Source organism: Streptomyces sp. NPDC046197 (assembly GCF_040646295.1).
Lineage (GTDB): Bacteria > Actinomycetota > Actinomycetes > Streptomycetales > Streptomycetaceae > Streptomyces.
In genome coordinates this window covers 228,397-240,825 of record NZ_JBEYZY010000005.1, presented here as the reverse complement: position 1 = coordinate 240,825, position 12,429 = coordinate 228,397, and the positions used below count along the sequence as shown (strand labels likewise).

The window sequence follows — 12,429 nt, the reverse complement described above, 5'->3', positions numbered from 1 at the left end:
GCGGCGTACCGGCTCCGGCCCCGCCGAAACCGGCGCTCAGGCCTTGGTGACGTCCTCGACCTGGTCCTCCGGCTCCCGGCCCGGAGTCCTCAGATCGAACCTCGTGATCGCGAAGCGGAAGACGGCGTAGTACGCCGCGGCGAAGCACAGGCCGATCGGGATGATCAGCCAGGGCTTCGTCGCCAGGTTCCAGTTGATGACGTAGTCGATCAGGCCCGCCGAGAAGCTGAACCCGTCGTGCACTCCCAGCCCCCATGTCACCGCCATCGACACCCCGGTCAGCAGCGCGTGCACCGCGTACAGCCCCGGCGCGATGAACAGGAACGAGTACTCCAGGGGCTCCGTGATGCCCGTGACGAACGACGTCAGCGCCACCGACAGCATCAGACCGCCGACCTCCTTGCGGCGGCCGGGCCTTGCGCAGTGCGTCATCGCCAGCGCCGCCGCGGGCAACGCGAACATCATGATCGGGAAGAAGCCCGAGGTGAACTGGCCCGCGTTCGGGTCGCCCGCCAGGAACATGTTGATGTCGCCGTGCACCACCGTGCCGTCGGGCTTGGTGTAACTGCCGAACTGGAACCAGATCGGCACGTTCAGGAACTGGTGCAGACCCACCACCAGCAGCGCACGGTTGGCGACCCCGAAGACGCCCGCGCCCCAGGCGCCCAGCGCGTAGAGCCAGTCGCTGAAGCTCTCCAGGCCGTGACCGATCGGCGGCCAGACCCACAGGCAGGCGGCCGCGACCACGATCGCCACGAACGACATGATGATCGGCACCAGCCGGCGGCCGTTGAAGAACCCCAGCCAGTCCACCAGCCGTGTCCGGTGGTACCGCTGCCAGAAGAACGCGGTGAGCAGACCCATGACGATCCCGCCGAACACCCCGGGGTTCTGGAACGTGAAGGTGCTCAGGCTGCCGTCGGCCGCCTGGCAGCCGAAGGAGGGGAGCACCTTCGAGCCGCCGGGGCAGTGGGGGAACTGGCGCAGCACGTTGTAGTAGACGAGAAAGCCCGCCACCGCCGCGAGCGCCGTCGAACCGTCGGCCTTCCGTGCCATGCCGATGGCCACGCCGACGCAGAACAGCAGGGGCAGACCCAGGGAACCGTCCAGCAGCGCGCCCCCCGCGCCCACCATCACCTTGGAGACGTTCGTCCAGCCCAGGCCCTGGTCGCCGAAGACGTCCGGCTGTCCGAGCCGGTTCAGGATGCCCGCGGCCGGCAGCACGGCGATCGGCAGCTGAAGACTGCGGCCCATCTTCTGCAAGCCCTGGAACAGGGTGTTCCAGCGGGCGCGCGCAGGGCCGGCCGTGCTGGGGGCGCTCTCGGCACTCATGGCGTCCTTCCGCGCGTTTGGCCACCGCCCGCAAGCTGGTGTAGACCAGTTGGCGCACGGTTCCGCTGTCGTGACGCCATCATTCGGCACCCACGACACGGCCGCTCGCGAAGATGGGCCAACTGTGGGTTACTGCGACAAAGCGGTTCGGATCAGGGGAGAAGGAACATGGCCAGCAAGGCTGAGAAGATCGTTGCCGGGCTCGGCGGCATCGACAACATCGATGAGATCGAGGGCTGCATCACCCGGCTCCGCACCGAGGTCAACGACCCCTCACTGGTCGACGAGGCCGCACTCAAGGCCGCCGGCGCCCACGGCGTCGTGAAGATGGGCAGCGCCATCCAGGTCGTCATCGGCACCGACGCCGACCCGATCGCGGCGGAGATCGAAGACATGATGTGAACACGCGAACACCTGAACGCGTGAACAGGTGAACGCCGGCGCACCTCCGGAATTCACCCCCAGGGGCTCCTTCCCACCGCGGGAGGGGCCCCTTCCACGTGGGGGACTAGGCTCGAGGTCATGTCTCGAATCGACGGCCGCACCCCCGAACAACTCCGCCCGGTCACCATCGAACGCGGCTGGAGCAAGCACGCCGAGGGCTCCGTCCTCGTCTCCTTCGGCGACACGAAGGTCTTCTGCACCGCCTCCGTCACCGAAGGCGTCCCGCGCTGGCGCAAGGGCAGCGGCGAGGGCTGGGTCACCGCGGAGTACGCCATGCTGCCCCGCTCCACCAACACCCGCGGCGACCGGGAGTCCGTCAAGGGCAAGATCGGCGGCCGCACCCACGAGATCTCCCGCCTCATCGGCCGCTCCCTGCGCTCGGTCGTCGACTACAAGGCGCTCGGCGAGAACACCATCGTCCTCGACTGCGACGTCCTCCAGGCCGACGGCGGCACGCGCACGGCGGCCATCACCGGCGCCTACGTCGCACTGGCCGACGCGATCGCCTGGGCGCAGGCCAAGAAGCTGATCCGCCCCGGCCGCCAGCCGCTGACCGGCACGGTCAGCGCGGTCTCCGTCGGCATCGTCTCCGGCGTGCCGCTGCTGGACCTCTGCTACGAGGAGGACGTCAAGGCGGACACCGACATGAACGTCGTCTGCACCGGCGACGGCCGCTTCGTCGAGGTCCAGGGCACCGCGGAGGCCGAGCCCTTCGCCCGCGCCGAACTCGACGCCCTGCTCGACCTCGCCGTCACCGGCTGCGCCGAACTCGCCGTGATCCAGCGCGCGGCACTGGAGACCACCCTCGCCAAGTAGGGCCTCCGCAAACCAGGCCGCGACGAGCCGCGCACAGGACCCGCGCACAGGACCCGCGCACAGTAAAGGGCACCCCAAGAAGCCCGGCGGGCAAGGGCAACCCCACCGCGCGCCCCCGCGTCCCTACCGGTACGGGCGTACGGCCCATCGCCGTACGCCCGGCCAGGAACGGGACCGCCCACGGGCGCCCACAACGGGGAGGGAACCCAGCCATGGCCGCGAGCCGACGCCGACGCCCGGTCCGCAGCGCAGCCGTCGCCGCCACGGCGGCCGCCCTCGCACTCACCGCGGGTGCGCTGACCGGGTGCGGCGCGGTGGACAAGGCGATCGACTGCGTGCACACCGCCGACTCCATCGCCGACAGCGTCACCAATCTCCAGCAGGCGGTGGAGAGCGCCACGAACGACCCCACCCAGACCGACAAGTCCCTCGCCTCGATCGAGAAGGACCTGCGGAAGATCGGCGACAAGACCGACAACGCCGACGTCAACAAGGCCGTCGACCACCTCGACAAGGCGGTCGGCGACGTCCGCACCGCCGTCAAGAACGGCGACCGCACACCGGACCTCAGCCCGGTCACCGACGCGGCCGGCGAACTGACGAAGGTCTGCACGTCGTAACGCCGGGCAGCGCGAGCCGCCCCCGCCCCGGCCGGGATACTGGACGGCATGACCCGCCTGATCCTCGCCACCCGAAACGCCGGAAAGATCACCGAACTCAGGGCGATCCTCGCCGAGGCCGGCCTGACCCACGAACTCGTCGGTGCCGACGCCTACCCCGACATCCCCGACGTCAGGGAAACCGGCGTGAGCTTCGCCGAGAACGCGTTGCTGAAGGCCCACACCCTGGCCCGCGCCACCGGCCTGCCGGCCGTCGCGGACGACTCCGGGCTCTGCGTCGACGTCCTCGGCGGCGCACCCGGCATCTTCTCCGCCCGCTGGGCGGGCCGCCACGGCGACGACAAGGCCAACCTCGACCTCCTCCTCGCCCAGCTCTCGGACATCGCCGACGAACACCGCACCGCCCACTTCGCCTGCGCGGCCGCCCTCGCCCTGCCGGACGGCACGGAAAGGGTCGTCGAGGGCCAACTGCGCGGCACCCTGCGCCACACCCCCGCCGGCACGAACGGCTTCGGCTACGACCCCATCCTCCAGCCGGACCACGACACCCGGACGTGCGCGGAGCTGACGCCGCAGGAGAAGAACGCGATCAGCCACCGGGGCAGGGCGTTCCGGGCGCTGGTGCCGGTGGTCAGGGAACTGCTGGGCTGACGAAGACGAAGGCCCACCCGGCTGCTGGTACCGGGTGGGCCTTCGTACGGCGTGCGGCCGGTGGGACTCGAACCCACACGGGCGTGAACCCACTGGGACCTAAACCCAGCATGACTGCCAGTTCCATCACGGCCGCTCGGGCGGTCGGGGTGCCCGACCGCGCGGCGCTCAGTCTACGGGCAGGTCAAGTCGGGCCGCGAGGCTTGTGGTCAGATCCCCAGATCCTTGATGATCTTTGCCACGTGGCCTGTCGCCTTGACGTTGTACAGGGCGCGTTCGACCTTGCCCTCCTCGTCGACGATCACCGTGGAGCGGATGACGCCGACGACCGTCTTGCCGTAGAGCTTCTTCTCGCCGAAGGCGCCGTAGGACTCCAGGACCTGCTTGTCGGGGTCGGCCAGCAGCTTGACCCGCAGGCTCTCCTTCTCGCGGAACTTCGCCAGCTTCTCCGGCTTGTCGGGGGAGATGCCGATCACGTCGTACCCGGCGCCGGCCAGGAGGTCGAGGTTGTCGGTGAAGTCGCAGGCCTGCTTGGTGCAGCCGGGGGTGAGGGCCGCCGGGTAGAAGTAGACGACGACCTTGCGGCCCTTGTGGTCGGCCAGCGACACCTCGTTTCCGTCGGCGTCGGGAAGGGTGAATGCGGGGGCCGCATCCCCGGGCTGGAGTCGCTCGGTCATCGGGCTCGTCTCCTCGTAGGCGGATCAGTGGTCGTCACCGCGGTCGGTGCCGTTCCGGTCCGAGCCTAACCGGGGGTGCCGACAGCACGGTCGGACGCGGAACTGACAGACTGTCCTGAACAGGCATCAGTTGACTTCGGAGGCGGTACGGTGGCGGACACCGCGGACACCAGAACCCCGGCTGAGATCGAGGCGGACATCAGGCGCCGCCGCGAGGTGCTGGCCGAGACGCTCGACGAGATCGGGGTGCGCGTGCACCCCAAGACGATCGTCGGGGACGCCAAGGCCAAGGTCGTCTCCAACATCGATCACACGCTTGGACGGGCCTACGTGCAGGTCAACCGCGTGGTGAGCGACGTGCGGGCGCAGTTCGTGGACGAGGACGGCGCGCCGCGGCTGGAGCGGGTGGTGCCGGTCGCGCTCGTCGCCGTCGGCCTCGTCGGGCTGCTCGCCCTGGGGGCACGGCGGCGTCGGGACTAGGGCCTTGTCCGGCCCTGGCGACCCACCCGCGTACGGAAGTGCCGAAGGCAGGTAGGTTCAAGGTGTGAGCGGCAACAGAAGCGAGAACAGCACCCATCACGAGAAGCTGCCCATCCGGATGCTGCACGACCGTGTGCTGGTCCGGCAGGACACCAGTGAGGGCGAGCGGCGTTCGGGCGGCGGCATCCTGATTCCCGCCACGGCGGCGGTGGGACGCCGGCTGGCGTGGGCGGAGGTCGTCGCGGTCGGGCAGAACGTGCGGACCGTGGAACCGGGAGACCGCGTGCTGTTCGATCCGGAGGACCGCGCCGAGGTCGAGGTGCGGGGCACCCCGTACGTGCTGATGCGCGAGCGTGACCTGCACGCCGTGGCGGCGGACCGGTTCGAGGGCTCGGAGGACTCCACCGGCCTGTACCTGTAGACGAGTCCGGACAAGGGGCTGGTGACCATCGTCACCAGCCCCTTCTTGCCGTCCCCTTGCTAACGTCGAAGGAGCCCGACGAGACGCGCCGTACCGGGACGTACGCAAAGACGACGCACCCGGTCAGTGATCCGCAAGTCGTCTCGGAGGTGCCGTCATGGCCTGGGTCCTGCTCGTCGTCGCCGGTCTGCTGGAGGTCGGCTGGTCGGTCGGGATGAAGTACACCGACGGGTTCACCCGGCCCCTGCCCAGCGTGCTCACCGGCGTCGGCATCCTCGCGAGCATGCTGCTGCTGTCGTACGCCGCGAAGTCCCTGCCCATCGGTACCGCCTACGGCGTGTGGGTGGGCATCGGCGCGGCCGGTGCGGCGGTGGTCGGCATGGTGGCGCTGGGGGAGCCGGCGACCGCCGCCCGGATCTTCTTCGTGTGTCTGCTGCTGGTCGCCGTGGTGGGGCTCAAGGCGACCTCGGGTCACTGACGTCCGGCGGCCAGGTGCTGTGTGCCTCCGGTGCCGGTCGTCGTACCGGCGTCACCCGTCGTGCCTCCCGGATTTCCGCCCGCGGTGGTCCCGGTGGTGCCCCCGGGGTCTCCGCCCGTGGTGCCGCCGGTGTTCCCGCCGTTGTTCCCGCCGGTGGTGCCGCCGGTGGTCGGCGTGCCGCCCGTGGTGCCGCCGTCGTTCCCGCCCGTGGTGCCGCCGGTGGTCGGCGTGCCTCCGGTGGTGTCGCCGCCGGTCGTGGGGGTGCCCCCGGTGGTGTCCCCGGTGGTCCCGCCGGGTGTCTGGCCGCCGGTCTGACCGTCGGTCTGGCCCTGGTCCTGGCCCTGGGTGTCCTCGCCGCCGGTGGTGTCGGTGCCGCCGGCGTCCTGGCCGCCGATGCCCGGCGTCTGCACGGTGGGGGGCGGCGGGGGCTGGTCGGCGCCGCTCTGCACCTGCAGGTCGAAGTCGGTGACCGGGGCGCCCTTCAGGGCGTTCTTGGTGAACTGCGCCCAGATGTCGGCGGGCGGCCCGCTGCCGTTCATGCGGTCCAGCCCCAGGGCGCCGTACAGCGGCTTGTGGGCGGCCGTCACCGGGTCCTGGCCCATGACGGAGACGACGGTGGCGAGGTCGGGGGTGTAGCCGGCGAACCAGGCCGCGGTGTCCTCCTCGGCGGTACCGGTCTTGGCTGCCGCGGGGCGGTCGGCGGCCTGGGCCGGGGTGCCGGTGCCGTTCTGAACGACGCTCTGCAGGACGGCGGTGGTGGTGTCGGCGGCCTCGCGGCTGACGGCCTGTGAGTTGGTCTCCTTGGGCAGCTCGACGATCTCGGAGCCGTCCTTGGTGACCTTCTCGATCATCGTGTAGACGCCGTGCTCACCGTGGTTGGCGAGCGTCGCGTACGCCTCGGCCATGTCCAGGACGCTCGCGGTGGCCGGGCCGAGCGCGATGGAGGGGCTGGGGGTCAGGTCGGGAGTGGCGGAGGGGATGCCGAGGTCGATCGCCGTCTGCTTGACCCTGTCGGAGCCGACGTCGACGGCCATCTGCGCGTACACCGCGTTGACGGACTTGTCCGTCGCCTCGCGGACGGTGATGTTGCCGTAGGAGCGGTAGTCCTCGTTCTCGGGGGCGTAGTAGCCGTTCCAGCCCTGGACGGGGCGTTTGTTGGTGCCGTCGTAGAGCGTGTTCGGGGTGATGGCGCGGCCGTCCCGCGTCTCGGAGTGGTTCTGGACGGCCGAGGTGAGCACGAACGGCTTGAAGGTGGAACCGACCTGGAAGTCCCGGCGGGTGGCGTTGTTCGTGTACTGCTTGACGTAGTCGATGCCGCCGTACATGGCCACGACCTTGCCGGTCTTGGGGTCGACCGCGGCGCCGCCCGCGCGGACGTAGGTGTCGACCTTGCGGTTCTTCCTGTCCAGCCTGGACATCAGCTTGTCGTTGACCGCCGCGACGAACGCGTCCTGCCTGTTCTTCTGCAGGGTGGTGGTGATGCGGTAGCCGCCCGCGTCGAGCTCGTCCGCGCTGAGGATCCTGTTCTTGGTCAGGTAGTCCTTGATGGCGGTGACGATGTAGCCGCGCTGTCCGGACATGCTGGTGGGCACCGTGGGGTCACCCGGCATCGGGAACTTCATGCCGGCCCGCTGCGAGGTGCTGAGCCAGCCCTTCTTGACCATGCCGTCCAGCACGTAGTTCCAGCGGGCCAGGGCGGCGGCCTTGTTCTCCGGGTGGGCGACGACGTCGTACTCGCTGGGCGCGTTGACCAGCGCGGCGAGGTAGGCGGCGCGGGCCGGGTCGAGGGCACGCGCGTCCATGCCGTAGTAGGCGCGCGCGGCGGCCTGGATGCCGTAGGCGTTGCGGCCGAAGTAGCTGGTGTTGAGGTAGCCCTCGAGGATCTTGTCCTTGGACTGGTTGCGGTCCAGCTTGATCGCGATGAAGAACTCCTTCACCTTGCGGGTGACGGTCTGTTCCTGGCCCAGGTAGTAGTTCTTCACGTACTGCTGGGTGATCGTGGAGCCGGACTGCCTGCCCTTGCCGGTGGCGGTGTTCCAGGCGGCGCGCAGCATCGCCTTGGGGTCCACGGCGGACTCGGTGTAGAAGTCCCGGTCCTCGGCGGCCAGCACGGCGTGCTGGGCGTCCTTGGAGACCTGGGCGAGGCCGACGTTCTCCCGGTTGATCTGCCCGTCGCGGGCGATCTCGGTCCCGTCCGCGTAGAGGTAGACGTTGCTCTGCTTGGTGGCCAGGGCGTTGGCGGGCGGGATCTTGACCATCGAGTAGCCGAGGAAGAACGCGCCGACCAGCAGCAGGACGACGACGAAGAAGGAGCCGACCACCATGCGCCAGGTGGGGACGAGCCGACGCCAGCCGGTGCGCCCCGGGCGCTTGGGCTGACCGCCGCCGGTGGCGCCCCCGGCCGCGGGCCCGGTGGCGGGCGAGCCGGTTCCGGGCGCGGGAACGGACTGGGCAGCCCCAGGGGGCTCTGTGCGTGCCAAGCCCTTGTTCGGCTGCTTCGCCTGCGGCTCGTCGCTCATGGTCTGCGGAGACTCCTGTGGTACGTGCGTCGTACGTCGTTCCCGTACGCCTCTGGCGCTCTTTGCGCTCCTCTGATGAAGACTGTCCCATCCGCCGATCCGTTCCCCGACCGCGGCCCGGTTCGCGATGGCCGAAAAGCCCCCCGACCGGTCGTGGCCGCCGCCTCCGCCCCGGCGTCCCGGGCCGCCGCTTCCGCCCGTCGTACCGGGCCGCCGCTTCCCCCCGTCGCGCCCGGCCGCCGCTCCCGCCCATCCCACCGGTCACCGTCGCGCCCACGCCACCGCCCCCGTCGCCCGGAAAACCCGTGGCGCCCGCCGTTGGTGGCGGGCTAGGCTCCTGCGCTTCGTGCCGGGTGGACGGGGAGGCGGTTGACGTGGGCGCTGGGCGGTTGTACGTGGCCGTCGCGGCGGGGGTGTTCAGGCGGTACGCGACATATCGGGCCGCGACGGCGGCCGGGGTGTTCACCAACACGGTGTTCGGCCTGATCCTGGTGTACACGTACCTCGCGCTGTGGGACGTGCGGCCGCACCTCGGGGGGTACGACGCGGCCCAGGCCGTGACCTATGTCTGGCTGGGGCAGGCGTTGTTGTCGACGCTCGCGATCGGGGGCGGCGGTGTCGAGGACGAGCTCATGGAACGCATCCGTACGGGTGACATCGCGATCGATCTGTACCGGCCCGCCGACCTGCAACTGTGGTGGCTGGCGAGCGACCTGGGGCGGGCGCTGTTCCAGCTGCTGGGGCGGGGAGTGATCCCCTTCGGCTTCGGGGCGCTGTGCTTCCCGGTGGCCCTGCCGGCGGACGCGGTGACCTGGATCGCGTTCCTCGGCGCGGTGCTGCTGGCGATGCTGGTCGGCTTCGGGATCCGGTTCCTGGTGGCGCTGAGCGCGTTCTGGCTGCTGGACGGCACGGGCGTGGTCCAGATGGCGTGGCTGGCGGGGTTCTTCTGCTCGGGGATGCTGCTGCCGCTGAACGTCTTCCCGGGCGCGCTCGGCGAGATCGTCCGCGCGCTGCCGTGGTCCTCGCTGCTCCAGGCCCCGGCCGACGTCCTGCTGGGGCACGCCGACCCGCTCACCACGTACGCCTTCCAGGGGGCGTGGGCGGTGGCGCTGCTGGCGGCCGGACGACTGGTGCAGACGGTGGCGACCCGGCGGGTGGTGGTCCAGGGTGGCTGAACCGACGGAACACCCGGACAGCCCGGGGTACGCGCAGGACGCCAGGTCCGGGTACGACGGCCGGGGCGGCCGGCGTGGTCCAGCCGCCGCGGGCAGTCGGGTGGCGGACGCCGTGCGGGCCTACCGGTTGATCGCCGGGATGTGGATCCGCTCCACGATGGCCTATCGGGCCTCCTTCGTCATGACCACGTTCGGGAACTTCGCGGCGACCGCGCTGGACTTCGTCGCCATCCTGCTGATGTTCTCCCGGGTGCACGCGCTCGGCGGCTACACGCTGCCCGAGATCGCGTTCCTGTACGGGCTGACCAGTGTGTCCTTCGGGCTTGCGGACCTCGCGATCGGGTCGATGGACCGGCTGGGCCGCCGGGTGCGCGACGGCACCCTGGACACCCTGCTGGTGCGCCCCGCGCCCGTACTCGCGCAGGTCGCCGCCGACCGCTTCGGGCTGCGCAGACTGGGCCGGGTCACGCAGGGCGCGCTGGTGCTGGGCTACGCGCTGAGCACCCTGGAGATCGACTGGACGCCGCCGAGAGTGCTGCTGATGCCGGTGATGCTGCTCAGCGGCTTCGGCATCTTCTGCGCCGTGTTCGTGGCGGGCGCGGCCTTCCAGTTCGCGGCCCAGGACGCCTCCGAGGTGCAGAACGCCTTCACCTACGGCGGCACCACCCTGCTGCAGTACCCGCCCACGGTGTTCGCCAAGGAGCTGGTGCGCGGGGTGACCTTCGTACTGCCGCTGGCGTTCGTCAACTGGCTGCCCGCGACCTATGTCCTCGGGCGGCCGTATCCACTGGACCTGCCGCAGTGGGCGGCGTTCACACCCCCGCTGGTGGCCGCCGCGTGCTGTGCGCTGGCGGGGGTGGCCTGGCGGGCGGGGCTCAGGTCGTATCGGAGTACGGGGAGTTGAAGGGGCGTGCGGCGGTGACGGCGGTGGACGGCGGATTCATCGAACTCGACCGGGTCGAGAAGGTCTTCGAGGTGCGGAAGAAGACCGGTTTCCTGCGCAGCGAGCGACGGCGGGTACGGGCGGTCGACGCGCTGTCCTTCCGCGTCGGACGCGGCGAGATGGTCGGCTACATCGGCCCGAACGGGGCCGGAAAGTCGACCACCATCAAGATGCTCACCGGCATCCTGACCCCGAGCGGCGGCCGGCTGCGGGTGGCCGGCATCGACCCGGCGCGCGAGCGGACCCGGCTCGCGCAGCGCATCGGGGTGGTGTTCGGGCAGCGCACGACCCTGTGGTGGGACCTGCCGCTGATCGACTCCTACCGGCTGATGCACCGCATGTACCGGATCCCGGACGGTCGTTACCGCGAGAATCTCGACCGCTGCATCGAACTCCTCGAACTCGGCTCTCTGTTGGACGTCCCGGTACGGCAGCTGTCGCTCGGCCAGCGGATGCGCGGCGACATCGCGGCGGCCCTGCTGCACGACCCCGAGGTGCTGTACCTCGACGAGCCGACCATCGGCCTCGACGTGATCAGCAAGGCCAGGGTCCGCGCGTTCCTGCGCGACCTGAACGCCGAGCGCGGCACGACGGTGCTGCTCACCACCCACGACCTGCAGGACATCGAGCAGCTGTGCTCACGCGTGATGGTCATCGACCACGGGCGCCTGATGTACGACGGCCCGCTCACCGGACTGCACGAGGCGGGGGAGAGCGAACGGACGCTGGTGGTGGACCTGGAGCGTGAACTGCCGCCCGTCGAGGTCCCGCCCGCGCGCGTGGTACGGGTCGAGGGCCCCCGGCAGTGGCTGGCCTTTCCGGCGGCGCAGTCGGCGGCGCCCCTGGTGGCCCGGATCGCGGCGCAGTACCCGCTGGTGGACCTGTCGGTGCGGGAGCCGGACATCGAGTCCGTGATCGCGAAGATGTACGCCGGGACGGCCGAGGAAGCCCTCTCGTAGCCCCCGGCACCCGGAACTCGTAGGCTGCTGCCCATGACCGACGATGCCCCGGAGCTGCGTGCCTCCGACGCCGATCGTGAACGAGTCGCCGAGATCCTGCGGGACGCCCTCGCGGAGGGGCGCCTCGACATGGAGGAGTTCGAGGAACGGCTGGAAGCGACCTACAAGGCGCGCACCTACGGGGAACTGGCCCCGATCACCCGGGACTTGCCGGCCTCGGGTGTCACCGCACCTGCGGTGTCCCTGCGCAAGGAGCCTGCGGAGAGCGGCAGTTGGGCGGGGCGGATCGTCGGCGGCGAGGGCTCGTCGTCCTGGGCGGTGGCCATCATGTCCGGCTTCCAGCGCAAGGGGCGCTGGACCGCGCCCAAGCGGTTCAACTGCTTCGCCTTCTGGGGCGGCGGCGAGATCGACCTGCGCGAGGCGAACTTCGCGGACCGCGAGGTCGAGATCAACTGCGTGGCGATCATGGGCGGCATGCAGGTGATCGTCCCGCCCGGCGTCGAGGTCGTCGTCCGCGGCATCGGCATCATGGGCGGCTTCGACCACCGCGAGGAGGGCGTGGCCGCGGAACCGGGCGCACCACGCGTGGTCCTGACCGGCTTCGCCTTCTGGGGCGGTGTCGGTGTCGAGCGGAAGCTGACCAGGGCGGAGCGACTCCGGCTGAAGGAGGAGCGCCGCCAGGAGAAGCTGGACCGCAGAAGCGAACGCCGGGAGCTGCAGGCGGCACGCCGGGAGCAGCGCTGGGAGGACAGAGACCGCCGCAGGCACGGCCACGACCACGGCCGCCGCTGAGCCGCGCCGCCGCCACTGAGTCCGGGTGCCGGGCTGCTGCGGCTGAGTGGGGTGCTGGTCGCTGAGGCGGGCTGCTGCCGCTGTGTGGGGGTGCTGGGTCGCTGAGGCGGGCTGCTGCCGCT

Annotated in this window: 14 protein-coding genes, 1 tRNA gene and 1 riboswitch; of the genes, 11 read left to right on the top strand and 4 right to left on the bottom strand. The window is 70.6% G+C overall.

The annotated features are described in order from the left end of the window. Positions 1-36 precede the first annotated feature (36 nt). The gene (locus AB0A61_RS09785) at positions 37-1,332 is read right to left on the bottom strand and encodes a PTS transporter subunit EIIC (protein ID WP_361288868.1); all 1,296 of its coding nucleotides are present in this window, start codon (positions 1,330-1,332) and stop codon (positions 37-39) included. Positions 1,333-1,500: 168 nt separating this feature from the next. On the opposite strand from AB0A61_RS09785, the gene AB0A61_RS09780 reads away from it, so the two are divergent. The 4 genes from AB0A61_RS09780 (at position 1,501) to rdgB (ending at position 3,863) form a co-directional block, all read left to right on the top strand. After that, entirely contained in the window at positions 1,501-1,734 is a 234-nt protein-coding gene (locus AB0A61_RS09780; protein WP_359192554.1) for a PTS glucose/sucrose transporter subunit IIB, read from the top strand. 120 nt (positions 1,735-1,854) lie between these two features. Continuing rightward, a complete protein-coding gene (gene rph, locus AB0A61_RS09775) occupies positions 1,855-2,592 on the top strand; it encodes a ribonuclease PH (RefSeq protein ID WP_361288865.1) in 738 nt (245 codons plus the stop codon). Between the two features lie 212 nt (positions 2,593-2,804). Further along, entirely contained in the window at positions 2,805-3,212 is a 408-nt protein-coding gene (locus AB0A61_RS09770) for a hypothetical protein (protein ID WP_361288862.1), read from the top strand. A 48-nt stretch (positions 3,213-3,260) separates the two neighbouring features. Beyond that, positions 3,261-3,863, top strand: coding sequence for an RdgB/HAM1 family non-canonical purine NTP pyrophosphatase (gene rdgB / locus AB0A61_RS09765; protein WP_361288859.1), 603 nt, complete (start codon positions 3,261-3,263; stop codon positions 3,861-3,863). Between the two features lie 52 nt (positions 3,864-3,915). Here rdgB and AB0A61_RS09760 read toward each other — a convergent pair. Both AB0A61_RS09760 and bcp read right to left on the bottom strand, forming a co-directional pair. Further along, a tRNA-Leu gene (locus AB0A61_RS09760) sits at positions 3,916-3,999 on the bottom strand. Positions 4,000-4,072: 73 nt separating this feature from the next. Further along, positions 4,073-4,540 carry a thioredoxin-dependent thiol peroxidase gene (gene bcp, locus AB0A61_RS09755; protein WP_361288856.1) on the bottom strand — a complete coding sequence of 156 codons (468 nt, stop codon included), beginning with the start codon at positions 4,538-4,540 and terminating at the stop codon, positions 4,073-4,075. A gap of 150 nt (positions 4,541-4,690) precedes the next feature. On the opposite strand from bcp, the gene AB0A61_RS09750 reads away from it, so the two are divergent. The 3 genes from AB0A61_RS09750 (at position 4,691) to AB0A61_RS09740 (ending at position 5,919) form a co-directional block, all read left to right on the top strand. Beyond that, positions 4,691-5,020 (top strand): DUF3618 domain-containing protein, encoded by a 330-nt coding sequence (locus AB0A61_RS09750; protein WP_361288853.1) that lies wholly within the window; start codon positions 4,691-4,693, stop codon positions 5,018-5,020. A gap of 118 nt (positions 5,021-5,138) precedes the next feature. Further along, entirely contained in the window at positions 5,139-5,441 is a 303-nt protein-coding gene (locus AB0A61_RS09745) for a co-chaperone GroES (RefSeq protein WP_361289155.1), read from the top strand. A gap of 47 nt (positions 5,442-5,488) precedes the next feature. Continuing rightward, positions 5,489-5,561, top strand: a riboswitch (guanidine-III (ykkC-III) riboswitch). Positions 5,562-5,598: 37 nt separating this feature from the next. Continuing rightward, a complete protein-coding gene (locus AB0A61_RS09740; protein WP_361288850.1) occupies positions 5,599-5,919 on the top strand; it encodes a multidrug efflux SMR transporter in 321 nt (106 codons plus the stop codon). On the opposite strand, the gene AB0A61_RS09735 is transcribed toward AB0A61_RS09740, so the two are convergent. Beyond that, the gene (locus tag AB0A61_RS09735; RefSeq protein WP_361288847.1) at positions 5,913-8,438 is read right to left on the bottom strand and encodes a transglycosylase domain-containing protein; all 2,526 of its coding nucleotides are present in this window, start codon (positions 8,436-8,438) and stop codon (positions 5,913-5,915) included. The two genes, AB0A61_RS09740 and AB0A61_RS09735, sit on opposite strands and share 7 nt — an antisense overlap. A gap of 374 nt (positions 8,439-8,812) precedes the next feature. Between AB0A61_RS09735 and AB0A61_RS09730 the strand changes: the two genes are divergently transcribed. The 4 genes from AB0A61_RS09730 to AB0A61_RS09715 all read left to right on the top strand — a co-directional run bounded on the left by AB0A61_RS09730 (position 8,813) and on the right by AB0A61_RS09715 (position 12,307). Further along, entirely contained in the window at positions 8,813-9,613 is an 801-nt protein-coding gene (locus tag AB0A61_RS09730) for an ABC-2 family transporter protein (RefSeq protein ID WP_361288844.1), read from the top strand. Positions 9,614-9,713: 100 nt separating this feature from the next. Then, positions 9,714-10,517 (top strand): ABC transporter permease, encoded by an 804-nt coding sequence (locus AB0A61_RS09725; RefSeq protein ID WP_361289152.1) that lies wholly within the window; start codon positions 9,714-9,716, stop codon positions 10,515-10,517. 14 nt (positions 10,518-10,531) lie between these two features. Then, positions 10,532-11,515, top strand: coding sequence for an ATP-binding cassette domain-containing protein (locus tag AB0A61_RS09720; RefSeq protein ID WP_361288841.1), 984 nt, complete (start codon positions 10,532-10,534; stop codon positions 11,513-11,515). Positions 11,516-11,548: 33 nt separating this feature from the next. After that, positions 11,549-12,307, top strand: a complete 759-nt coding sequence (locus AB0A61_RS09715) for a DUF1707 domain-containing protein (protein ID WP_361288838.1) — start codon at positions 11,549-11,551, stop codon at positions 12,305-12,307. Positions 12,308-12,429: the final 122 nt, after the last annotated feature.

Excerpts from the sequence above, each read along its gene's own strand:
- AB0A61_RS09785 (WP_361288868.1), bottom strand. The coding sequence starts at position 1,332 with ATGAGTGCCGAGAGCGCCCCCAGCACGGCCGGCCCTGCGCGCGCCCGC.
- AB0A61_RS09780 (WP_359192554.1), top strand. The coding sequence starts at position 1,501 with ATGGCCAGCAAGGCTGAGAAGATCGTTGCCGGGCTCGGCGGCATCGAC.
- rph (WP_361288865.1), top strand. The coding sequence starts at position 1,855 with ATGTCTCGAATCGACGGCCGCACCCCCGAACAACTCCGCCCGGTCACC.
- AB0A61_RS09770 (WP_361288862.1), top strand. The coding sequence starts at position 2,805 with ATGGCCGCGAGCCGACGCCGACGCCCGGTCCGCAGCGCAGCCGTCGCC.
- rdgB (WP_361288859.1), top strand. The coding sequence starts at position 3,261 with ATGACCCGCCTGATCCTCGCCACCCGAAACGCCGGAAAGATCACCGAA.
- bcp (WP_361288856.1), bottom strand. The coding sequence starts at position 4,540 with ATGACCGAGCGACTCCAGCCCGGGGATGCGGCCCCCGCATTCACCCTT.
- AB0A61_RS09745 (WP_361289155.1), top strand. The coding sequence starts at position 5,139 with ATGCTGCACGACCGTGTGCTGGTCCGGCAGGACACCAGTGAGGGCGAG.
- AB0A61_RS09740 (WP_361288850.1), top strand. The coding sequence starts at position 5,599 with ATGGCCTGGGTCCTGCTCGTCGTCGCCGGTCTGCTGGAGGTCGGCTGG.
- AB0A61_RS09735 (WP_361288847.1), bottom strand. The coding sequence starts at position 8,438 with ATGAGCGACGAGCCGCAGGCGAAGCAGCCGAACAAGGGCTTGGCACGC.
- AB0A61_RS09715 (WP_361288838.1), top strand. The coding sequence starts at position 11,549 with ATGACCGACGATGCCCCGGAGCTGCGTGCCTCCGACGCCGATCGTGAA.